This is a genomic window from Actinomadura decatromicini (genome assembly GCF_008121305.1).
Lineage (GTDB): Bacteria > Actinomycetota > Actinomycetes > Streptosporangiales > Streptosporangiaceae > Spirillospora > Spirillospora syzygii.
In genome coordinates this window covers 284505-306248 of record NZ_VSRQ01000004.1, presented here as the reverse complement: position 1 = coordinate 306248, position 21744 = coordinate 284505, and the positions used below count along the sequence as shown (strand labels likewise).

Annotated in this window: 24 protein-coding genes and 1 riboswitch; of the genes, 11 read left to right on the top strand and 13 right to left on the bottom strand. The window is 74.9% G+C overall.

Going from position 1 to position 21744, the window contains the following annotated elements; translation table 11 throughout:
- Positions 1-68: 68 nt before the first annotated feature.
- Genes FXF68_RS19880 through FXF68_RS19870 form a run of 3 tightly spaced genes read left to right on the top strand, consistent with a single transcriptional unit; the run spans position 69 to position 3144 of the window.
- Positions 69-875 (top strand): LytR/AlgR family response regulator transcription factor, encoded by an 807-nt coding sequence (locus FXF68_RS19880; RefSeq protein ID WP_148761396.1) that lies wholly within the window; start codon positions 69-71, stop codon positions 873-875.
- Positions 872-1432: a hypothetical protein gene (locus FXF68_RS19875; RefSeq protein WP_148761394.1), complete on the top strand. Its 561-nt coding sequence runs from the start codon at positions 872-874 to the stop codon at positions 1430-1432. Before FXF68_RS19880 ends, FXF68_RS19875 begins: the two co-directional genes overlap by 4 nt.
- Complete coding sequence (locus FXF68_RS19870) at positions 1429-3144, top strand: sodium:solute symporter family transporter (RefSeq protein ID WP_222870013.1); 1716 nt, start codon at positions 1429-1431, stop codon at positions 3142-3144. Before FXF68_RS19875 ends, FXF68_RS19870 begins: the two co-directional genes overlap by 4 nt.
- A 469-nt stretch (positions 3145-3613) precedes the next feature.
- On the opposite strand, the gene FXF68_RS19865 is transcribed toward FXF68_RS19870, so the two are convergent.
- From FXF68_RS19865 to thiO, 6 genes are all read right to left on the bottom strand, one after another.
- A complete protein-coding gene (locus FXF68_RS19865) occupies positions 3614-4477 on the bottom strand; it encodes a deoxyribonuclease IV (RefSeq protein WP_148761392.1) in 864 nt (287 codons plus the stop codon).
- 20 nt (positions 4478-4497) lie between these two features.
- Positions 4498-6438, bottom strand: a complete 1941-nt coding sequence (pknB, locus tag FXF68_RS19860; RefSeq protein WP_148761390.1) for a Stk1 family PASTA domain-containing Ser/Thr kinase — start codon at positions 6436-6438, stop codon at positions 4498-4500.
- Positions 6439-6474: 36 nt separating this feature from the next.
- The gene (locus FXF68_RS19855; RefSeq protein WP_148761388.1) at positions 6475-7443 is read right to left on the bottom strand and encodes a DMT family transporter; all 969 of its coding nucleotides are present in this window, start codon (positions 7441-7443) and stop codon (positions 6475-6477) included.
- Between the two features lie 149 nt (positions 7444-7592).
- On the bottom strand, positions 7593-8372 hold the full coding sequence (locus FXF68_RS19850; RefSeq protein WP_281292221.1) for a thiazole synthase: 780 nt from the start codon (positions 8370-8372) through the stop codon (positions 7593-7595).
- Between the two features lie 102 nt (positions 8373-8474).
- The gene (thiS, locus tag FXF68_RS19845; RefSeq protein WP_148761384.1) at positions 8475-8675 is read right to left on the bottom strand and encodes a sulfur carrier protein ThiS; all 201 of its coding nucleotides are present in this window, start codon (positions 8673-8675) and stop codon (positions 8475-8477) included.
- On the bottom strand, positions 8672-9799 hold the full coding sequence (gene thiO / locus FXF68_RS19840) for a glycine oxidase ThiO (RefSeq protein WP_148761382.1): 1128 nt from the start codon (positions 9797-9799) through the stop codon (positions 8672-8674). Before thiO ends, thiS begins: the two co-directional genes overlap by 4 nt.
- A riboswitch (TPP riboswitch) is annotated at positions 9789-9903 on the bottom strand. (Overlaps the previous gene by 11 nt.)
- 92 nt (positions 9904-9995) lie before the next feature.
- Between thiO and FXF68_RS19835 the strand changes: the two genes are divergently transcribed.
- The 4 genes from FXF68_RS19835 (at position 9996) to FXF68_RS42455 (ending at position 12698) form a co-directional block, all read left to right on the top strand.
- Positions 9996-11207 carry an NAD(P)/FAD-dependent oxidoreductase gene (locus FXF68_RS19835; protein WP_148761380.1) on the top strand — a complete coding sequence of 404 codons (1212 nt, stop codon included), beginning with the start codon at positions 9996-9998 and terminating at the stop codon, positions 11205-11207.
- Between the two features lie 105 nt (positions 11208-11312).
- Positions 11313-11687, top strand: coding sequence for an Rv2175c family DNA-binding protein (locus FXF68_RS19830; RefSeq protein WP_067885292.1), 375 nt, complete (start codon positions 11313-11315; stop codon positions 11685-11687).
- A 116-nt stretch (positions 11688-11803) separates the two neighbouring features.
- Positions 11804-12472: a thiamine phosphate synthase gene (thiE, locus tag FXF68_RS19825; RefSeq protein WP_148761378.1), complete on the top strand. Its 669-nt coding sequence runs from the start codon at positions 11804-11806 to the stop codon at positions 12470-12472.
- A gap of 64 nt (positions 12473-12536) precedes the next feature.
- On the top strand, positions 12537-12698 hold the full coding sequence (locus FXF68_RS42455) for a hypothetical protein (RefSeq protein ID WP_169809194.1): 162 nt from the start codon (positions 12537-12539) through the stop codon (positions 12696-12698).
- Between the two features lie 25 nt (positions 12699-12723).
- Here FXF68_RS42455 and FXF68_RS19820 read toward each other — a convergent pair whose 3' ends face one another.
- Both FXF68_RS19820 and FXF68_RS19815 read right to left on the bottom strand, forming a co-directional pair.
- Positions 12724-13491 carry a protein kinase domain-containing protein gene (locus tag FXF68_RS19820; protein WP_148761376.1) on the bottom strand — a complete coding sequence of 256 codons (768 nt, stop codon included), beginning with the start codon at positions 13489-13491 and terminating at the stop codon, positions 12724-12726.
- Between the two features lie 101 nt (positions 13492-13592).
- Positions 13593-14645 (bottom strand): polyprenyl synthetase family protein, encoded by a 1053-nt coding sequence (locus FXF68_RS19815; RefSeq protein WP_148761374.1) that lies wholly within the window; start codon positions 14643-14645, stop codon positions 13593-13595.
- 160 nt (positions 14646-14805) lie between these two features.
- On the opposite strand from FXF68_RS19815, the gene metF reads away from it, so the two are divergent.
- A complete protein-coding gene (gene metF, locus FXF68_RS19810) occupies positions 14806-15741 on the top strand; it encodes a methylenetetrahydrofolate reductase [NAD(P)H] (RefSeq protein WP_148761372.1) in 936 nt (311 codons plus the stop codon).
- Here metF and FXF68_RS19805 read toward each other — a convergent pair.
- Genes FXF68_RS19805 through FXF68_RS19785 form a run of 5 tightly spaced genes read right to left on the bottom strand, consistent with a single transcriptional unit; the run spans position 15678 to position 18406 of the window.
- Entirely contained in the window at positions 15678-16280 is a 603-nt protein-coding gene (locus tag FXF68_RS19805; protein ID WP_148761370.1) for a GNAT family N-acetyltransferase, read from the bottom strand. The genes metF and FXF68_RS19805 overlap by 64 nt on opposite strands.
- Positions 16281-16290: 10 nt before the next feature.
- A complete protein-coding gene (locus FXF68_RS19800) occupies positions 16291-16623 on the bottom strand; it encodes a hypothetical protein (protein WP_148761367.1) in 333 nt (110 codons plus the stop codon).
- A 38-nt stretch (positions 16624-16661) separates the two neighbouring features.
- Entirely contained in the window at positions 16662-17519 is an 858-nt protein-coding gene (locus FXF68_RS19795; RefSeq protein ID WP_148761366.1) for a hypothetical protein, read from the bottom strand.
- A 57-nt stretch (positions 17520-17576) separates the two neighbouring features.
- Positions 17577-17927, bottom strand: coding sequence for an ArsC/Spx/MgsR family protein (locus FXF68_RS19790; protein WP_148761364.1), 351 nt, complete (start codon positions 17925-17927; stop codon positions 17577-17579).
- Between the two features lie 14 nt (positions 17928-17941).
- The gene (locus tag FXF68_RS19785; protein WP_148761362.1) at positions 17942-18406 is read right to left on the bottom strand and encodes a YbaK/EbsC family protein; all 465 of its coding nucleotides are present in this window, start codon (positions 18404-18406) and stop codon (positions 17942-17944) included.
- A gap of 23 nt (positions 18407-18429) precedes the next feature.
- Here FXF68_RS19785 and FXF68_RS19780 point away from each other — a divergent pair, with 23 nt between their 5' ends.
- The 3 genes from FXF68_RS19780 (at position 18430) to FXF68_RS19770 (ending at position 21743) form a co-directional block, all read left to right on the top strand.
- Positions 18430-19224: a L,D-transpeptidase family protein gene (locus FXF68_RS19780; RefSeq protein ID WP_148761360.1), complete on the top strand. Its 795-nt coding sequence runs from the start codon at positions 18430-18432 to the stop codon at positions 19222-19224.
- A gap of 263 nt (positions 19225-19487) precedes the next feature.
- On the top strand, positions 19488-20003 hold the full coding sequence (locus FXF68_RS19775; RefSeq protein ID WP_148761358.1) for an SAV_6107 family HEPN domain-containing protein: 516 nt from the start codon (positions 19488-19490) through the stop codon (positions 20001-20003).
- 321 nt (positions 20004-20324) lie between these two features.
- Positions 20325-21743, top strand: a complete 1419-nt coding sequence (locus FXF68_RS19770) for an aldehyde dehydrogenase family protein (protein ID WP_148761356.1) — start codon at positions 20325-20327, stop codon at positions 21741-21743.
- Position 21744 lies beyond the last annotated feature (1 nt).

Genomic DNA, 21744 nt, shown 5'->3' with positions numbered 1-21744 from the left:
CCCACCGCACGGCACTCACTTTTCGGAACCGATTGCGGACAGACGGTAATCGCGGCAAAGTCGCCCTCATGCTGCACGTCCTGGCCGTCGACGACGAACGCCCCGCGCTGGAGGAACTGACCTACCTGCTCCGCCGGGATCCGCGGGTCGGACGGGTCGGCTGCGCGGGGGACGCCTCGTCCGCGCTGCGCGACCTGAGCCGGATGCTGGTCGACGGCGAGCGCCTCGACGCCGTCTTCATGGACATCCGCATGCCCGGCCTCGACGGGCTCGACTTCACCCGCCTGCTCACCGGCTTCGCCGCGCCGCCGCACGTCGTCTTCGTGACCGCGCACGACGACTGCGCCGTCACCGCGTTCGAGCTGGGGGCGCTCGACTACCTGCTGAAGCCCGTCCGGCCCGAGCGGCTCGCCGAGTCCGTCCGGCGGGTGGCGGGGGCCGTCGAACGGGCCGGTCCGCGCGGCGAGGACGCGCGCGACCCTGAGGACGAGATGATCCCCGTCGAGCTGGGCGGCCGCACCCGGCTCGTGTCCCGGCGCGCGGTCACCCACGTCGAGGCGCAGGGCGACTACGTCCGCCTGCACACGGCGGACGGCGGGTACCTCGTCCGGATGCCGCTGTCGGCGCTGACCAAGCGGTGGGAGGCGGCCGGGTTCATCCGCATCCACCGGAGCACGCTGGTCGCGTCCGCGCACATCACGGAGGTGCGGTTCGACGGGGGCCGCGCCGCCGTCCAGATCGGGGACGAGCTGCTCCAGGTCAGCCGCCGGCACACCCGCGAGGTGCGGGACCGGCTCGTCCGCAAGTTCCACCATCCGGACGCCGCCGGCGGTGAGGCCCGCGGCGGCGACAACGGGAGCGGTGAGCGGCGATGACCGGCGACCAGAAGGCGGCGCGCGCCGCGACGGCCGCGCCGCGCGAGCGCAGGCCGCCCGGCGGGCCCGGCCCCGGTCCCTCCGGCGCCGACCGGTCCGGCGCCGACCCGGACGACTCCGGGGGCGAGCCGCCGGATCCCGACCCGCCCCATCCCGTCCCGGGCCCCGCCGAGGCGCGGGCGCTGATCCGCGTCCAGCTCGGCATCGCGCTGCGGACCGGCGCGGTCGTCCTCGCCGCGGTGGCGGGGCTGCCCGCGCTGCTCGCGCTGGTCCCGGCGGTGGCGCGGATCCGGGCGGACGGCGTGCCGGTGTGGTGGACCGTCCTCGCGGCGGGCCTCCAGCCCCTCTGGGTCGCCACCGCCCTCTGGCAGTTGAAGCGCGCCGAACGCGCCGAACGCGCCACCGTCACCCCGACCGGCACACCCCCGCGCGGCGCGTCGAAGCGCCGGTCGTCCAAGCGCTGGTCTGCCAAGCACGGGGCAACCGAACACGGGGCCGCCGAGCAGGGGGCGGCGGAGCGCGGGGCGGCCGGGCATGGGGCGGCGGGGGGCCGGTGACCGGGGTCGCCGCCGCGGCGGCGCCGGTCGCGCTGCTCGCGGCGCTCGGGCTGACCGCCGCGCTCGGCGCGCGGGGCCGCCGCCGGGCCCGCACCGCCGCCGACTTCCTCGTCGCGTCCCGCGGCGTCACCCCGTGGTGGAACGCGTCGGCGGTGAGCGGGGAGTACCTGTCCGCCGCCGCCTACCTCGGCGCCGCCGGGCTCGTCCTCGCCTACGGCGCCGACATGCTGTGGCTGCCCATCGCCGCGACCGCCGCGTACGTGCTGCTGCTCGCGTTCGTCACGGCGCCGCTGCGCCGGTCGGGCGCCTACACCGTGTCGGACTTCGCGGAATGGCGGCTCGGGTCCCGGGCCGTCCGGCGGATCGTCACCGGCTGCGTCTGCTGCGTCGGCTGGTTCTACCTGCTGCCGCAGTTCCAGGGCGCGGCCCTCACGCTGCGGGTGCTGACCGGCGCGCCCGGCTGGGCGGGCCCCGCCGTCGTCGTCGCGGTCGCGCTGGTCCTCGTCGCCTCGGGCGGGATGCGGAGCATCACCGCCGTCCAGGCCGTCCAGTTCTGGGTGAAGATCGTCGCGGTCGCGGTGCCCGCCGTGGCGCTCGCCGCGATGTGGCGGCTGGACGGCGCCCCCGACCCGCTCGACGGCGCGCCGCCGCGCTTCGCGCACGTCACGCGGGTGCGCGTCGCCGCCGACGCCGCCGTCACCGTGCCCGCCGCCGTCACCGTCACCGCGCGCGGAAGCGTCGACGGCGTCCCCCGCGGCGGCCCGGTCCCGCTCGCGCCGGGACGGCACCGCCTCGGCGGCGGCACCGTGATCGTCTTCCCGGCGGGCGCGGCGGCCCCGCACGCGGAGCGGCTGCCCGTCCAGGACGGCGCCACCTGGTCCACCCCGTTCGCGCGCGGCGAGGAGCACGGCCTCTTCCGCACCTACTCGGCGCTGCTCGGCATCCTCCTCGGCACGATGGGGCTGCCGCACATCCTGATGCGCTTCTACACGAGCACCTGCGGGGCCGCCGCCCGGCGCACCGCCGCGTTCGTGCCCGTCCTGCTCACGCTGTTCTCCGTGTTCCCCGTCCTGTACGCGGCGCTCGGCCGCCTCTACGCGCCCGAGCTGCTGATGACCGGCGACACCGACGCGACCCTCCTCACGCTGCCCCGGAGCATGCTGCCCGGACCCGCGGGCGCGCTGCTCACCGGAGTCATCGCCGCCGGGGCGTTCGCCGCGTTCATCTCCACGTCCTGCGGGATCGTCGTCGCCCTCGCCGGGACGATCTCGCAGTGCTCCCGCCGCCGCAGCGGCATCGCGGCGTTCCGGGGCGGGGTGGTCGCGGCGCTCGCCGTGCCGCTCGCGCTGCTGCCGCTCGCCGGGACGCAGGGCGCCGCCACGCTGGTCACCATCGCGCTCTGCGTGTCGGCGTGCTCGCTGTGCCCGCTGCTCGTCCTCGGCATCTGGTGGCGCGGGCTCACCGCCGCCGGGGCCGCCGCCGGGCTCCTCGCGGGCGGCGGGACGGCCGTCGCCGCCGGGCTCGCCCGGGTGCTCGGCGGCAGCTGGCCGGGCTGGGCGGGCGCCGTCCTCGGCGAACCGGCGGTCGTCGCCGCGCCGCTCGCCTTCGCCGTCATGGTCGGCGTCTCGCTGCTGACCCGGGGCCGCGTCCCGCGCCGCGCCGGACGGGCGATGATGCGGCTCCACCTGCCCGAGGACGCGCTCGCCCGCTGACCGTCCGGCAGTCCTCGAACATCGCGCGAGGCCCGTGGTGGACCGTTCCCAACGACCGTTCGTCCCGTCCCGCCGACCGCTCGTCGCACGACTACGCTACGCATATCTCCGACTACCGACCGCTTACCGAGGGCAGGGTTTTCGCAGTACGGACCGGTGGCACCACACCTCTAGAGTTCTCAGTGGCGCCACAAGCGCACCGCCTCCGGAGGGGCGGGCGGCGGGACGAAGGGCCGGAAGGCCGCCGCTCCCGGCGCGAACCTCCCACAAGAGCAAACCCGGAGATCCGGCCAACGCCAGTCGAAACGCCGGATCGTGCGTCGCTGGATCCCGTACCGGGGGGGTGGGATCCGGCGACCTGTGGCTCGGGCGTCGTCGGACAGTCGGGGGGTTGTCCGGCGGCGCCTGAGTCCGCTTCCGCCCAAGCCCCCACGTCCCCAAACCGACCCAACGCCCCGGACGGGGCGGATCACTGGTCGCGGAGGCGTTTCAGGGTCGCGACGTCCTTGCCGTGGGGCTCCGGCGCCCGGCCCGGCGTCTCGATCAGGAACGGGACGCCCGCCGTCGCCGGATGGCGGAACAGCTCCCCGAACGGGGCCTCGCCGATGTGACCGGCGCCGATGTTCTCGTGGCGGTCCCGGCCCGAGGCGCAGGGGTCCTTCGAGTCGTTGGCGTGGATCAGCTTGAGGCGCCCCTCGCCCACGGTGGCGACCAGCGCGTCGATCGTGTCCTTGACGCCGCCGGGCGCGGCCAGGTCGTGGCCCGCCGCGAAGGCGTGGCAGGTGTCGAAGCACACGCCGAGCTTCGGATGGTGCTCCAGCCGCTCGAAGAACGGGCCGAGCTCCTGGACCTTGGCGCAGAGCATGTTGTTCTGGCCCGCCATCGGTTCGAGGAGCAGGTCGGGGCCGTCGTCGGGGATCTCGTCCAGCAGCGGGAGGACGTGCTCGCGCACCTGGGCCATGGCCGCGTCGTAGGTCTGCGTCACCGAGGAGCCGGTGTGGACGACGACGCCGCGCGCGCCGATCGCCCGCCCCCGGACGAGCGAGTGCCGGATGCTCGCGAGCGACTTCGCCAGCGTCTCCGGGTTCGGCGAGCCGACGTTGACCAGGTACGGCGTGTGGATGTACACGGGGACGTCGGCGCGGGCGCGGAGCCTCTCGTCCTCGGCGGCCTTGCCCACGGGCTGCGCCCAGCCGCGCGGGTTGGCGACGAACACCTGGATCGCCTCGGCGCCGATGTCGGCCGCGTACTTCAGGCCGCCGGTCGCGAGGCCGCCCGCCACGGGCACGTGGGCCCCGACGGGGCTGGTGGGAGGGGCGATGGGTGAGGTCATGGCGGGTTCAGCCTATCCGCTCACGGCCCCCGCACGATCGTGACGGTGGACCCGCGCGGGGCCTCGCCGCCGCGCGGCGACTGGAAGCGGACGTTGTCGCCGCCGAAGCCCGTCACGTTGACGCGGAAGCCGGAGTCCTCAAGGGCCTTCTTGGCGTCGTCGACGCGGCGGCCGGTCAGGTCGGGGACGGGGATGTCCTGCTCGCCCTCGTCGTCGTCGCAGCCCCACTGGATCGGGCCCGCGTCGACGAGGCAGTCGCGCTTGTTGACGACGAGCGTGACCTCGTCGCCCCGGGACACGCCCTCGCCTTCGGCCGGGTTCTGCTCGACCACGCTGTTCGACGGCTTGCCGTCGACCTTCTTCTTCTCGACCTTGACGTTCAGGCCCATCGAGCGGAGCCGGTTGGCGGCGGTGTCGCCGTCCTGGCCGATCAGGCCGGGCATCGACATGCCGGTGGACAGGATGATGCCGACCGGCTCGTCGGGGGAGCGGCGCTCGCCCGCGTCGGGGTCGGTGCCGATGACCCTGTCCCGTTCGACGGTCTGGGACGGCGTGCTGGTCGTCCGCCCGACCTTGAAGCCCTCGTCCTCCAGGGTCTGCTTCGCCTCGGGCAGGGACTTGCCCGACACGTCCGGGACCTTGCGGGGCGTGATGCCCCTGGACGGCGTCAGCGTCACCGTCTCGCCACCGGCGATGCGGGACCCGGCGGGCGGGTCGGTCTTCACCACGTCGCCCTTGTGGACGCGGTCGTCGTACACGGCCTTCGCGGTGCGGACCCTCAGGCCGGAGCTCTCCAGCCGGTCGCGGGCGTCGGTGAGCTTCATCCCGACGATGGACTTCGGGACGTGCTCGTACTGCCCGGACGTCTGGTACCACACCGCCCAGCCCAGCGTGATCGCCGCGACCGTGCCGAGCACGACCAGGACGTACCGGCCGGTCAGCGCGCCGATCGCGCGGTCGGCGCGGGTCCGCTCGGGGGCGGGGGCGTACTCGCGCGGCAGCGTGGCGGCGTCGAGGACGGCCGTGCGCCCGCCCGGCGGCGGGCCCATCGGCGGGGTCTCCAGCACGCTGGTCTCGGTGCGGGACGCCTCCTCGATCCGCCGGTCGATGTCGCGCGGCAGGCCGCCGAACACCTCCGCGACCTCGGCGAGGTACTGGTTCGCGTCCCGCGGGCGGCGGTCGGGGTCGTGGCTCGTCGCGTCCGTGACCAGCTCGTCGACCCGGAGCGGGATGCCGGGGACGACGCTCGACGGCGCCGGGACGGTCTCGTTGACGTGCTTGTACGCGACGGCGAGCGGCGTGTCGCCCTGGTGCGGGAGCCGCCCGGTGAGCAGCTCGAACAGCATCACCCCGGCCGCGTACACGTCGGAGCGGACGTCGGCGTCGCCGGTCATGACCTGCTCGGGGGCGAGGTAGCCGACCGTCCCGATGAGCACGCCGGTCTTGGTCATCTTGCTCGCGGTCTCGGCCCGGGCGAGCCCGAAGTCGGCGACCTTGACCTGCCCGTCCTCGGTGATCAGGACGTTCTCGGGCTTGACGTCGCGGTGCACGAGCCCGGCCCGGTGCGCGGCGCCGAGCGCGGCGAGCACCGGCTGCATGATCTCCAGCGCGGCGCGCGGTCCGAGCCGGCCGAGCGCGCCGAGCGCGTCGCGGAGCGTGTGCCCGGCGACGTACTCCATCACGAGGAAGACGTGCTCGCCGTCGGTGCGCTGGTCGTAGACGGCGACGACGTTCGGGTGGGACAGCGCGGCGGCGGCCTTGGCCTCGCCGATGAAGCGGGCGACGAAGTCCTCGTCGGCGGCGAGCCCGGCGTGCATGATCTTGATCGCGACCACCCGGTCGAGCCGGATGTCGCGGGCCACGTAGACCGTCGCCATGCCGCCCCGCGCGACGCGGGACTCAATGCGGTAGCGCCCGTCGAGCACCCGCCCGACGAGGGGATCGGCACCCGTCGCGTCCATCGGTGCGAGTTTACGGCCCGGTCAGACGTGGTCTCATCAGTCGCGAGTATGAGCATCGACGAGCCCCGGGTCCGTCCCCGGTGGGACGGGCGGGGCGGACGGGTCCACCGGGGCGCGCCGCCGCAGCGGCCGGGTGCTCCGCGACACGGCCACCCCGCCGAGGCACAGCAGCCCGCCGCCGAGCGTGAGGAGCCCGGGGACCTCGCCGAGGAACAGCCACGACATGAACACGACGATCGCGGGGACGGCGTAGGTGGTGGCGCCCATCTTCCCGGCGGACGTCCGGGCCAGCGCGTACCCCCAGGTGGTGAACGCGATCGCGGTGGGGAAGACGCCCAGGTAGACGACGTTGAGGGTGGCGCTCGCCGGGGCGTCGGCGGCCTGCGAGACGAGCTGCCCGGCGAACGGCAGCGTGGCCGCCGTGCCGATCGCGCAGGCGAACGTGGTGAACTGGAGCGACGAGGCGTGCCGCAGCGAGGGCTTCTGGCTGACGACGCCCGCCGCATACGTGACGGCGGCGGCGACGCAGAGCAGGACGCCGCCGACGGACGAGCCCCCGTCCCCGGACATCGACAGCCCGACGACGGCGGCGCCCGCGAACGACACCGCGAGGCCCGCCAGCAGCCGGGACGACAGGCCCTCCTTCAGCAGCCAGCCGCCGAGCAGGGCGATCAGGATCGGGCCGATGTTGACGACGAGCGCGGCGGTCCCGGCGTCCACGAGCTGCTCGCCCCAGTTCAGCGCGACCATGTAGGCGCCGAACCACAGGACGCCCGCCGTGACGATGCCGGGCCACGCCTGCCTGGGCGGGAGTCCCTCCCGGCGGACGAGGAGCAGCGCGCCGAGGACGACCGTCCCGGAGAGGAGGCGGCCGAGGGCGAGGGCGCCGGGGCTGTATTCGGCGCCCGCGCTGCGGATCGAGACGAACGCCGAGGCCCAGAGGACCACCGTGACCGAGGCCGCGGCGATCGCGAGCTTGCCCGAGGTGGGGTTCTCGTGCTGCATGTCACGCACCTTAGGTATGGGACGTTTCCATGAACACCGAAGGGACGCGCCAGGTTGCGGCACGCGGGCCCGGGGGTGGACGGCCCCAGTCTCCGTCCGTCCACTGTTCAGGTCCAGCGAATATTGCTGTAACCGAGTCTTTAGCGCTGCTAAGACGTCGCGAGGCCCTCGAACGGCGAGGACGCCTGCGCGTAGCGGCGCTTCGGGATGCGCCCGGCCAGCCGCGCGAGCCGTCCGGCCTCCACCGCGTGCCGCATCGCCGTCGCCATCCGCTCTGGATGCCGCGCGCGGGTGACGGCCGTCGCGAGCAGCACCGCGTCGCAGCCGAGCTCCATCGCGAGCGCCGCGTCGGACGCCGTGCCGAGCCCCGCGTCCAGGATCACCGGGACGCCCGCCCGCTCGACGATCAGCTCGATGTTGTGCGGGTTGCGGATGCCGAGGCCGGACCCGATCGGCGAGCCGAGCGGCATCACCGCCGCGCACCCGATCTGCTCCAGCCGCCGCGCGAGGACGGGGTCGTCGTTGGTGTACGGCAGGACGACGAACCCGTCCGCGACCAGCTGCTCGGCGGCCTCGACCAGCTCGATCGGGTCGGGCAGCAGGGTGCGCTCGTCGGCGATCACCTCCAGCTTCACCCAGGACGTGCCGAGCGCCTCACGGGCGAGCTTCGCGGTGAGGACGGCCTCGCCCGCCGTGAAGCAGCCCGCCGTGTTCGGCAGCACCCGGATCCCGCACTCGGACAGGACGTCCAGCACCGAGCCCCGCGCGGACGGGTCGACGCGCCGCATCGCGACCGTGGTCAGCGCCGTCCCGGACGCGGCGAGCGCCGCGCGCAGCACGCTCATGCTCGGCGCGCCCCCGGTCCCCATGATCAGCCGGGACCCCAGCTCCTCGCCCGCGATGACCAGCCTGTCGTCGCTCACCGTCAACCTCCCTGTACCGCGTTCTTGTGGGGGGACGACCCCCCACGCCCCCCGCCAGGGGGCCGACCGGCGCATTTCACTCCGCTAGCGCTCCGTTCCATGCGCCGGTCAACCTCCCTGTACCGCTGTGAGCACTTCGAGCCGGTCCCCGTCGCTCAGCCGCGTCGTCTCCCATCCCGAGCGGCGGACGACCTCGTCGTTCAGCGCGGCGGCGACGCCGGCCCCGGCGGCCGTCACGGACGCGACGGCCTCGGCCACGGTCGCGCCGTCCGGCAGGTCGCGCGGCTCGCCGTTGACGATCACCTTCATGAGGTCACCTCGGGAGAGAAGCGGTCGGGCGCGAACGGGGCGGCGACGTCCGGGACGGGGGCGTCCAGCAGCGTCGCGGCCAGGATGTCGGCGCTGACCGGGGTGAGCAGCACGCCGTTGCGGAAGTGCCCGGTGCCGACGTACAGGCCGGGCAGCGCGGTCGGGCCCATCACCGGCGCGTTGTCCGGGGAGCCGGGGCGCAGCCCCGCCGACACCTCGGCGAACTCCAGCTCGGTGATGCCGGGGAGCAGTTCGCGGGCGTCCCGCAGCAGCTCCCACAGCCCGCCCGCCGTGACGCGGGTGTCGAAGCCCAGCTCCTCCTGGGTGGCGCCGACGACGACCTCGCCGTCCGCGCGGGGCACCAGGTAGACCGACGAGCCCTGCACGATGCCGCGGGTGGAGCGGGCGATGAACGGCGTCCGCGCGCGGAGCCGGATCACCTGCCCCTTCACCGGCCGGACGGGTGGAACGGTCCCGGACGGCAGTCCTTCGAGGTCGCCGGACCAGGGGCCCGCCGCCAGCAGGACGCGGTCGGCGCGCAGCTCCGTCCCGTCGTCGAGCCGGACGCCGACGGCGGCGTCGCGCTCGACGAGGAGCCCGGCCGCGCGCCGCCGGACGAGCCGGACACCGGTCCGCTCGCCCGCCGCGAGCAGCGCGGGCGTCAGCCGGCGCGGGTCGATCGAGCCGTCCTCGGGGGCGAGCAGCCCGCCGCGCACGCCGGGCGCGAGCATCGGCTCCGCGCGGCGGCACTCGCGGCCGGTCAGCGCCTCGACGGGGATGCCGAGGCTCTCCTGGAAGTGGCGCAGGTCGTCCAGGTGGCCGAGGTCGTCGGAGTCGAACGCGACCTCGATGATCCCGTCCGTGCGGTACCCGGTGTCGAGGCCGGTCAGGTCCTCCAGCTCGGCGACGAACCCGCCGTACCGGTCGCGGGACGCGAGGCCGAGCCGCAGCAGCGGCTCCTCGCCGTAGGTCAGCTCGCTGACCGGGGTGAGCATCCCCGCGGCGACCGCCGACGCGCCGCTCGCGGGCTCGGGGTCGACCAGCGTGACGGCCGCGCCGCCCGCGGCGGCCCGCCAGGCGGTGGCGAGGCCGATGACCCCGGCGCCGACGATCACGATCTCCATGCGCGCTCCCTTCGCCGGCATGATCCGGATCAGGTCGTGGCGGTCGGCGGCCCGTTCCAGCCGCCCTCTCAGCCCGGTCGTACCGGACTCCCGCGCTCTGTGCCGTTTTAGCTGGTTCACACCTTAGTCCCCCGGGTCGTGTGCGCCTGTCCGGACAGGCGTCCAGGCCCGGGTGGCGCCCGTTAGGGTGACCTTCATGGACAGGGTCATCGTCGTCGGCGGCGGGCTCGCCGGGGTGCGCGCAGTGGAGTCGCTGCGCGGCAAGGGGTACGAAGGCGGGCTGACGCTCGTCTCGGCGGAGCGGCACCTGCCCTACGACCGGCCCCCGCTGTCCAAGGCCGTCCTCGCGGGTGACTCCGACGACACGACCGTCGACGCCGACTGGGACGCCCTGCGCGCCGACCTGCTGCTCGGCGAGCGCGCCACCGGCCTGCGGCTGGACGGGCGCGGCGGCGTCGTGGCGTCCACGGCGGGCGACCTGCCGTTCGACGGCCTCGTGATCGCGACCGGGGCCGTCCCGATCACGCTGCCGGGGGACGGCCCGCAGCACGTCCTGCGCACCATCGACCAGGCCCGCGACCTGCGCTCCCGGCTCGTCGAGGGCGCCCGCATCGTGATCGTCGGCGCGGGCTGGATCGGCGCGGAGGTCGCCACCGCCGCCGCCGGGAAGGGCTGCGCGGTCACCGTCGTCGAGGCGGCGGACGCCCCGCTCGCGGGCGCGCTCGGCCCCGAGGCGGGCGCGCACACCGCCCCCTGGTACGCCGGGGCGGGCGTCGAGCTGCGCACCGGCGTCAAGGTCGCGGAGGTCAGGGACGGCGGGCTGGTCCTCGCGGGCGGCGGCCGGATCGACGCGGACGAGGTCGTCACCGGGGTCGGCGTCCGTCCCGACCTGTCCTGGCTGGACGGCTCCGGCCTGCTGCTGGAGCGCGGCGTCGTCACGGACGGCTCGTTCCGCGCCTACGCGGGGACGGAGGAGCCCGGCTCGCTCCGGCCCGACGTCGTGGCGGTCGGCGACTGCGCCGCCTGGTGGTCGGCCCGGTACGGGCGGCGGCTCCTCGTCGAGCACTGGGACGTCGCCCTCAACGCCCCGGACGTGGCCGCCGCGGCCCTCCTCGGCCAGGACGCCGTGTACGACGCCGCCCCCTACTTCTGGTCCGAGCAGTTCGGGCGCATGGTGCAGTACGCGGGCAGCCATGCCGCGTCCGAGCGGATGGTGCTGCGCGGCGACCCGTCCGGCCGGAAGTGGACGCTGGCGTGGCTCACCGGCGACCGGCTCGACGCCGTCCTCACCGTGGACCGGCCGCGCGACCTCGTCCAGGCGCGGCGCGTGATCGCCGCCGGGACGCCCGTCGACCCCGGCGCGCTCGCCGATCCGGACGTCCCCGTCCGGCAGGCGGCACGCGGATAGGCGGGCGGCTGAGCGGCGCGCGCATCGCGCGTCCCGCGCAGACGTTACGGCTGTTCAGGGGGTTTGATTCTTCCGAAGGCGTGGTAGCAAGGGGGCGTGACGCAGATGCACGCAACCGTTGACAGCGCACTGGACCCCCGGACCGACGCCCTCGCGGGCGAGTGGCTCTCCCTCAAGGAGGCCGCCGCGCGACTCGGGATCAAGCCCAACCGGATCAAGCAGCTCATCAGCGAGCACCGCCTGCTCGCCGTCCGCCGGGAGGGCGAGCCGCAGGTGCCCGCCGCGTTCATCAAGGACGGCCAGGTGATCAAGGGCCTGCCCGGCACGCTGACGCTCCTGTCGGACGCGGGGTTCGACGACGTCGAGACGATCCGCTGGCTGTTCACCGCCGACGACACCCTGCCCGGCACGCCCGTGGACGCGCTCACCGAGAACCGGGGGACCGAGGTCCGCCGCCGCGCCCAGGCGATGGCCTTCTAGACCGGCCGAGGGCCGCCAGGGCGGCACCCGCGGCAGGCCGAACACCACGCACGTGACACGATCGCGGGGTCGCGCGGAACCTTCGCGCGGCCCCGCGACCTCACGGAAGGGCCGACGTGTCCAGGCATCTCCCCGGCGAACGCGCCGTCGCGCTCCGCGCCCGCCTCGGCAGGGCCCGCCTCTACCTCTGCACCGACGCCCGCGAGCGCCAGGGTGACCTGCCCGGCTTCCTCGACGCCGTCCTCGCGGGCGGCGTCGACATCGTCCAGCTCCGGCAGAAGGGCCTGGAGGCCCGGCAGGAGATCGCGCACCTGGAGGTCTTCCGGGACGCCTGCGACCGGCACGGCGCGCTGCTCGCCGTCAACGACCGGGCGGACGTCGCGCACGCCGTCCGCGCCGACGTGCTGCACCTCGGCCAGGACGACCTGCCCGTCCCCGCCGCCCGCGAGATCGTCGGCGGCGACCCGCTGATCGGCCGGTCCACGCACTCGGACGGGCAGGCGTCCGCGGCCGCCGCCGAGCCGGGCGTCGACTACCTCTGCGCGGGCCCGGTGTGGCCGACGCCGACCAAGCCGGGCCGCCCGGCGCCGGGCCTGCCGCTGCTGAAGCACGTCGCGGAACGCCGTCCGGCCCGGCCGTGGTTCGCGATCGGCGGGATCGACCTCGGCAACCTGGACGAGGTCCGCGCGGCGGGCGCGAGCCGCGTCGTGGTCGTCCGGGCGATCACCGAGGCGGACGATCCGGGCGCGGCCGCCGCGGAGTTCGCCCGCCGCCTCGCGTCCTGACCCTTGTCATGGTTTGACCCGGATCACAGTGCGCCCCGGTGCGCCATCGCCCACAATGGAGATCATGAGCGTGGGACCCGACGACGAGCGGCCGGTCGAGCTGGACGACGACCTGGAGATCCTGCCCGACCAGACCTCCGACGACACCGACACGGGCTGGGGCGAGTGGCGCTCCGGCGGAGGCGACGACGACCGCCTCCTGGAGGACCGCCCGCCCCACTGGTGAGCCTCGGCCGTCAGGGCGGCCGGTTTCAGAAGAGCATGCCGAGCGCGAAGCCGGACACGACGACGGCCGCGAGCGCGACCATCATCCGCCAGCGGTAGCGCGGGATGCGGGTCGGGCGCGGCTTCGGCGCGGGCCCGTGCCCCTCGCGCAGCGCGCGGACGAGCTGCGCGGCGGTCGGCCGCGCGGCGGGGTTCTTGTCGAGGCAGCGGGCGACGAGGTCGCGCAGCGGGCCGTCCAGTCCGCCGAGGTCGGGCCTCCTGGACGTGACGCGCCGCATCACCGCCGCGCTCGGCCCGGTGCCGAACGGCGGGCGTCCCGTCGCGGCGAACACCATGGTCGCGCCCCAGGCGAACACGTCGGCGGGCGGGCCGACCGGCTCGTCCTCGATCTGCTCCGGGGCCAGGTAGGCGGGCGACCCGCCCGGCGCGTCCGGGTCGCGGGCGGCGACGACCTTGGCGCCGTCCGGGCTCAGCAGGACGTTCGCGGGACGGAGGTCGCCGTGCGCGATCCCGGCGCGGTGCAGCGCGTTGAGCGCCGCCGCCGTCCGCGCCGCGACCTTGCGGAGCTGCGGCGCGGGCAGGGGACCGCGGTCCTCGACGGCCTGCTGCAGCCGGGGGCCCTTGGCGTCCCGCCCGACGACGTAGCCGCCGCTCGCGGGACGGGCCTGCGGCGGACGGGCCGCCTTGGCCGCGCGGCCGGGATGCGGGGACCGGGCCGCGCCGCCGGGGCGCGCCGGACGGGCGTCGCGCGGACGCCCGGGGTTCGTCCTCCCGCGGGAGGTGTCGTGCGGCACTGGGGGACTCCGACTCGGCGGGGACGGACGAAGATCTCCCTAATTTGTACCGCGTCAATGGAACGTTCGAGTGCCGAACCCCAATCTTCCGGAGCCCTTTGTCACATAACGCGGGTGGTCGCGGCCACCGCGAGGGCGGAGAGGGCCTCGTGGGCCTCCGTCGCGATGGGGGCCGACTCCAGGGCCTTCTCGGCTTCGCCCAGGTAGCGTTCGATCATCGCCTCGCAGGCGGTGAGGCCGCCGGTGTCCTGGATGATCGCGCGGAGTTCGTCCACGCCGGGGCGGTCGAGGGCGGGGTCGCCGAGGCGGCGCCGCAGCGCCGCAGCCTGCGTCGCGGAGGCGCGTTCCAGGGTGAGGGCGATCAGCACGGTCCGCTTGCCCTCGCGCAGGTCGTCGCCCGCGGGCTTGCCGGTCTCGGCGGGGTCGCCGAACACGCCGAGGACGTCGTCGCGGAGCTGGAACGCGATGCCGAGCGGCAGGCCGTAGGACGCGAGCGCGGCGATCACGTCGGGGCGGGCCCCGGCGAGGGCCGCGCCGAGGTGCAGCGGACGCTCGATCGTGTACTTGGCGCTCTTGTACTCGACCACGCGGAGCGCCGTGCTGACGCTCGCCTCGCCGCGCGTCCCCTCCAGCATGTCGAGGTACTGGCCGCACATGACCTCGGTGCGCATCAGGTCGTAGACGGCCCGGCCCCGGCCGCGGACCGCCTCGGCCAGGCCGCAGGTCTCGAACATCTCGCTCGACCAGGCGAGGCACAGGTCGCCGAGCAGGATCGCGGCGCCGCCGCCGAACGCCTCCCCGTCGCCCGGCCAGGACTGCGCGCGGTGCAGCGCCTCGAACCGGCGGTGGACGGACGGCTGCCCCCGCCGCGTGTCGCTGGAGTCCATCACGTCGTCGTGGATCAGGGCGCTCGCCTGCAGCAGCTCCAGTGAGGCCGCGGCGGTGACGATGTCCGGGCCGTCCGCGCCGCCCGCCGCGCGCCACCCCCAGTAGCAGAACGCCGGGCGGAGCCGCTTGCCCCCGCCGAGGAGGGCGTCGAGCGCGGACATCAGGGGCGCGAGGTCGCCGCTGATGCGGAGCAGGGCGGGGCGCTGCCGGTCGACGAAGGCCAGGAGCGCCTCGTCGACCTCGCGGCGGATGCGGCTGGTCGACATGCCGAGATCGTATCCACGTGGGCGGATCCAACCGTCCGCCGAAAACGTGAGATGTCACTAAATCTTCGGAAATGTGGACATAACGCCCGTGCGGTGTGTGGAGGGTCACCCGTATCGGAAGGGCGCGAGCCCCTCGCGGCGCCTTCGGTAGGCTTGGGGAATGCCACGTCTGCGCCCGGAACGTCCGCCGACCGTACGCGAGCTGCTGGCCTCGGGCGGCCGGTCGTTCTCGTTCGAGTTCTTCCCGCCGAAGACCGACAAGGGCGCGCGGAACCTGTGGCGCGCGATCCGCGAGCTGGAGTCGCTGCACCCGACGTTCGTGTCCGTGACCTACGGCGCGGGCGGCGGCACCCGCGACAAGACCGTCGACATCGTCGAGCGGATCGCGACCGACACCACGCTCACCCCCGTCGCGCACTTCACCGCCGTGAACCACTCCCAGGCCGAGCTGCGCAACCTCATCGGACGGTTCGCCGCCGCCGGCGTCCGGAACGTCCTCGCGCTGCGCGGCGACCCGCCCGGCGACCCGATGGGGGAGTGGGTCAGGCACCCGGAGGGCGTCGAGTACGCCGCCGACCTCGTCCGGATGATCCGGTCCTACGGCGACTTCTGCGTCGGCGTCGCCGCGTTCCCCTACAAGCACCCGCGCTCGGCCGACATCGAGAGCGACACCCGCTACTTCGTCGAGAAGTGCCGCGCGGGCGCCGACTACGCGATCACGCAGATGTTCTTCCGCGCCGACGACTACTTCCGGCTCCGCGACCGCGTCGCGGCGGCGGGCTGCGACGTGCCGATCCTGCCGGGCATCATGCCGGTCACGCAGCTCAGCACGATCGAGCGGTCCGAGCAGCTGTCCGGCGCGCCGTTCCCGGCGGAGGTGCGGGCCCGGTTCGAGGCCGTCGGCGACGACCCGGAGGCGGTCCGCCGCCTCGGCATCGAGCACGCCGCCGAGCTGTGCCGGGAACTGCTCGACCAGGACGCGCCCGGCATCCACTTCATCACGTTCAACAAGTCGACGGCGACGCGTGAGGTCTACTCGCTGGTCGACGGGGCCGGGTACGGCGCGAGGGGCAGCGTCCCGCCCATGACCGCGTAGCGGGGCCCGCCGCCGGGGAACTCGAAGTCCGTCAGCAGGTCGACCATGCCGACGGAACGGTACAGGGTGCGGGCGGGCGTGTCCGGCCGCCGCTCCAGCGTCGACAGCACGACCGTCCGTTCCGGCCGTCCCTCGCACAGCGCGTTCAGCAGCGCCCGGCCGAAGCCCCGGCCCTGGGCGTCCGGATGGACGTGCAGCTCCGCGACCTCGAAGGCGTCCTCCAGCCAGGACTCCGCGTGGTCCGGGCCGCCGCGGTCGGCGAGCGCGCGGTACACGACGTCGTGCCACCACTGGCCGGGCGCCCCGCGGAACCCGTACGCGAACCCGTGGACGCCGCCCGCGAGCACGGGCAGCGCGCCGCGCCGCTCGACCACGAACGCGCGGAACCCCGGATGGGCGGCGTGCCGCTCCATGATGGTGTGGCGTCCCGGAAGCTGCTCCCTCGGCGGGGCCATCGCGGCGGCGTACACGTCCAGCATGGGGCCGAGCCTGCGTAGGAAGGCGCGTTCGTCGATCTCGCGCAGCTTCAGGTCCCTCACCCGACAGAGACTAGACCCGGGCGACCGTCCGCTGCGTCGCGGAGAGCCGGTCGTAGATGTCCCAGAGGATGCGGTCGGCGGCCTTCTTCAGCGTGCCGCGCTCGGTGTCGAGCCGCCCGCCCCACTCGCGCGCCTCCGGGCCCAGCCAGGCGTCCGTCCCGCCGAGGGTCCGCACGGGCGGGTCGAGGGCGCCGCGGAGGCGGTCGATGCTGCCGTAGGCGTCGGCGTACGCGCGGTAGAGGCGCTCGTAGTCCGGGTTCGGGCGCTCGTCCGGCGACAGCCGCGCGGCGGCCGCGCCGGTGAGCGGCGGCGGAAGGCTTCCGGGGGGCGGCGGAGCGGCCATGGCGACCTACCCTTCCAGGGCTCGGGCGAGGCTGGGTTTCAGGCGACGTCGGCGGCGTGCGGGCGCGGGCCGATCCGGGCGAGCGCCTCCCGCGCCCGGGGGCTCAGCTCGGCCCCGGCCAGCACCTGGACGGCGACCGGGCGCACCCCCGCCCGGTCGGCCTCGGCGAGGAACGCGCGCAGCCAGCGCGCGTCCATGGTCATGTGGTGGCTGGACACGCCGAGCGCCTCCCGCACGGCCTCGACCTTCGCCTCGTCGCCGTGCGCCGCCTTCAGCAGGGCCGCCGCGCCCGCCGGGCCGAGGCGCTCGTACAGCGCCCCGGTGTAGTCGGGGTCGTCGGCGTTGGCCTTCAGGTGCCGCCACACCGGGTCGGGGACGGGCCGCCCGTCCCGGATCGACGCGACCACGGCCAGCGCGTCGGTCCTGGCGGCCCTGGTCGCGGCCTTGCGGTCGGGGAAGTTGCCGATGTCCCCGGCGCCGTGCGGCGTCGTCCGCGGGGACGGCGGGTGCTGGGACGGCCCGCGCGGCGGCTCGGCGGACTTCGGCGGCCTCGTCGGCTGCGGCGTCCGGGTCCCCGGCGTCGGCGCGGGGGCGGGCGCGGGCGGCGCGTCCACCCCGCCGCCCGGCGACGGGTGCGTGACCGCGTAGTTGTACCGCCGCGTCAGCATCTCGAGCTGCTCGGCGGCCCACCGCGCGACCTCGTCCGCCTGCCGGTACCCGGCGGTCGAGACCCCCGGCGGCGGGCGGTGCCCGTTCAGCCAGCCCTGGATCGCGTTCTGCGCGTCCTGGAGCTGCCTGATCACCCGGTCGAGCGCGGGCGGGTCGATCCCCCTGAACTGCGGGTCGCGGGCGCCCGGACCGGTGCGCATCTGCCCGCCGCCCATCTGCGCGCCCATCGACCCTCCCGGAGGTCACCGTTCGGCGTTGTTCGACTCCCCAGAATCACACCCTGCTCAGCGGCTGTCGAGTGCTTCGCGCACGGACGCCTCGTCGCGCGCAACGACGGCGGCCTTCCCGGACAGGACGATCGGCCGCTGGATCAGCACCGGGTTCGCCACCATGACCTCGATCCACCGGGCCCGGTCGCGGTCGAGGTCCTTGAGCCCGAGCACCTTGGCGACCGGCTCGTTCAGGCGCGCCACGTCCCACGGCTCGGCGCCGATCCGGGTGAGGACGGCGTCGAACTCCTCCGCCGTGGGCGGGTCGTCCAGGTACCGGCGCTCGGTGTACTCGACGCCCGCCGCGTCCAGCGCGGCCTTCGCGGCGCGGCTCTTCGAGCAGCGCGGATTGTGCCAGATCTCCATGTCAGACATTCTCGTCACTCCACCTCGGCCGCGGTGCCCCCGGTTATCCGCAGCAGTTCCTCGTACGAGGTCGGGAAGACGGTGTGGGGGTGCCCGCCCGCCGCCCAGACCCGGTCGTACCTCTCCAGCCAGACGTCCACGAGGGTACGGATCGGCGCGGGGTGGCCGAGCGGGGCCACGCCGCCGATCGGCTGCCCGGTCGCCTCCCGGACGAACTCCGGCGACGCCCGCCTCACCTTCGCCGCCCCCACCAGCGCCGCGACCTTCGCCGTGTCGACCCGGTGCGCGCCGCTCGTCATGACGAGCAGGGGCGCCCCGTCCGCGTCGAACACCAGGCTGTTGGCGATCGCGCCCACCTCGCAGCCCAGCTGCTCGGCGGCGGCCTGCGCCGTCCGCGCGGAGTCGGGCAGTTCGACGACGGCTCCGGTCGCGCCCTGGTCCAGCAGGGCCTTTGCGACGATTTCGGCATTCGGATGCATGGGTAGCACTTTAAGGTCGCCTCATGCGAGGGAGACCGATCGACGTGCGGAAGACCGCGGTATTGGTGGCCGGGGCCGTCCTGCTGACGGCCTGCAACGGGACGGACGAGGCGGGGCCCCCGCCGCCGAAGGTCTCACCGTCCTCGAAGCCCGCGGGACCCGTCCAGACGCCCACCCCGACGCCCACGCCTACGCATCGCAAGCTGAAACCGGGTGCGAAGGGGGCCGACGTCGAGGCGCTCCAGCGCCGCCTCAAGGAACTGCACTACGACCCGGGGAAAGTGGACGGGAAGTACGGGGTGTCCACGCAGATGGCCGTGTGGGCGTTCCAGGGCGTCAACCGGCTCAAGCAGAAGAGCACGCTGACCGCCTCCTTCTGGAAGGCCCTGGACGCGCCCAAGGAACCGCGTCCGGTGGCCAAGAAGCGCGAGAAGAACCGGGTGGACGTCGACCTCCGGCGGCAGTACCTCGTCCTCTACGAGGACGGCGCGCCCCGCCTCATCTCGCACATCTCCTCCGGCTCGGGGGAGTACTACTGCGCGAAGGACCGGGGCGCCGAGGTCCCGCGCTGCCGCTACGCCACGACTAGCACCGGCGACTTCCGGACCGGACGCCGCGCCTCCGGCTGGGAGACCTCGCCCCTCGGGCAGCTCTACAACCCCATCTACTTCAACGGCGGCATCGCCTTCCACGGCGCCCTGGACGTGCCCGACTACCCCGCCTCGCACGGGTGCGTCCGGATGCCGATGCACATCGCCGAGTACCTCCCCGGCATCCTCGGAACGAACGTTCCGGTGCACGTCAGACGGCTTTCCTGAAAACTGTCCGACCCGCCTGTTGCACTGGTGTCAAGCCCGCTGACCTGCGGGACACGACACACGTTCGAACACGTTGACGAATCGCCGACTGGGCGGTTTACTGTGAATGCGTCGAACTTATGTTCGACGTGGTGCGGGACTCGCGGCCCGCGCCAGGGCGACGTCCCCGCCGGGGCATGCGGTGCTCCGGCGGGACGGACGGCCGGGCGGAGTGAGGGGAAGCTCTCCGCCCGGCCGGCCCGAGCCCCGGAAGGAGGCAGACCATGTCCGGAACGATGACCGCGCGCGGGGCCCACCCGGCCGCGCAGATCCACTCGGCCGCGGCGTCCGCGCCGCCGCCGAGCCCGCGCCACCGTCCGCTGCCCGCCCCCCGCCCGGCGCACACCGCCGCCGGCCAGTTGCACGCCGCCCGCATGGGCCTCGCGGAGGCGGCCGAGGCCACCTCGCCCGCCGTCCGCTATGTCTGCGCCCACCTGGCCGCGCTGCGCGCCGCCGCCGCGGTGCTGGCGTCCAAGGACCCGCTGGAGACCCACCGGCGCGGGCGTCCGCGCAGCGTGTGGGTGCTGCTGCCCGAGGCGGAGCCCGCGCTGCGCGAATGGGCCGCCTTCTTCGCCGCCGGCGCCGACAAGCGCGCCGCCGCCGAGGCGGGCCTGCCGCGCGCCGCCACCGCGCGCGAGGCCGAGGAGCTGCTGCACGACGCCGAGGTCTTCGTCACCCTCGTCGAGGACACCCTCGGCGTCACCAGCCAGCCGACGCTGCCCGTCCCCGAGGCCGGCTGACCTCACCGGAGGCCGTCCCCCTCCCCGGGGCGGCCGCACCGGGGGCCGGGGCGCCCGTCCGCCCGGCCTCACCACCGGCGGCGGCCCCGCCCCGGCCCCCACCGACAGACCGATCGCGCCGGCGCGGTCGCACCCCCCGAGCCGACCCCGCCGGTGCGGTCCCACCCGCCCTCCAGCGGGCGGGCTCTCGTCTGGGGGTGGACGGGTGCGGGTGGGACCCCGGTCCCGGGCGGCGGGGGGCGGGAGCATAGCGTCAGGGGCGGTAGGGCCGCCGGAGCGGTGGGCCACTCCGTAGAATCCTCCGAGCCCCGAGGAGACGCCGTGCACGATCGAGACGCCCTCTACATCGATGGAGCCTGGACGAGCCCGCAGGGCGGCGGCGTCATCGCCGTCGAGAACCCCGCCACCGAGGAGACGCTCGGCACCGTGCCGGAGGGGACGGCCGACGACGCCGACCGGGCCGTCCGCGCCGCCCGCGCCGCGCTGCCCGCCTGGTCGGCGACGTCCTACGCCGAGCGCGCCGAGTGCCTCGGACGGCTCCGCGACGCCCTCGCGTCCCGCGCGGACGCCATCGCCCGGACGATCGCGGGCGAGGTCGGCACCCCGATGCGCCTCGCGTCCCGCGTCCAGGCGGGGCTGCCGCAGACGGTGGTCGGGTCGTACGCCGAGCTGATCGCGGGCGGCCTGCCGGAGGAGCGGATCGGCAACTCGCTGGTGGTCCGGGAACCGGCCGGGGTCGTCGCCGCGATCACGCCGTGGAACTACCCGCTGCACCAGATCACCTGCAAGCTGGCGCCCGCGCTCGCGGCCGGCTGCACGATCGTGATCAAGCCGAGCGAGGTCGCGCCGCTGGTCTCCTACCTGCTGATGGACGCCGTCCACGAGGCGGGGATCCCGGCGGGCGTCGTCAACCTCGTCCCCGGGTACGGGCCGGTCGTCGGGGAGGCGCTCGCCGCCCATCCCGAGGTGGACATGGTGTCGTTCACCGGCTCGGTGCGGGCCGGGTCCCGGGTCGCCGAGCTGGCCGCCGGGACGATCAAGAAGGTCGCGCTGGAGCTCGGCGGCAAGTCCGCCAACGTGATCCTGGACGACGCCGACCTGAAGACCGCGGTGAAGGTCGGCGTCGCCAACGCCTACCTGAACGGCGGCCAGACCTGCACCGCCTGGACGCGGATGCTCGTCCACCAGGACCTCTACGAGGAGGCCCTCGACCTCGTGAAGGGCGCCGCCGAGGGGTACGCGCCGGGCGACCCGCTCGACCCGTCCACCCGGCTCGGGCCGCTCGTGTCCAAGACCCAGCTCGAACGGGTGCGGGGCTTCATCGACGTCGGCGTCGCCGAGGGCGCGCGCGTCGTCACCGGCGGGACGGCCACGCCCGACGGCTTCGACCGCGGCCACTACATCGCGCCGACCGTGCTCGCCGACGTCGACCAGGACGCCACGGTCGCGCAGGAGGAGATCTTCGGCCCGGTGCTGTCGGTCATCCCGTTCCGCGACGACGACGGGGCCCTCCGGATCGCGAACAACTCGCGCTACGGCCTCGCGGGCGGCGTGTGGTCCGCCGACCAGGACCGGGCGCTCGCGTTCGCCCGCCAGGTCAAGACGGGCTCCATCGACGTGAACGGCGGCGCCTACAACCCGCTGGCCCCGTTCGGCGGGTACAAGCAGTCCGGGCTCGGGCGCGAGCTGGGCCGGTACGGCCTGGACGAGTTCCTCGAGACCAAGTCCATCCAGCTCTGAC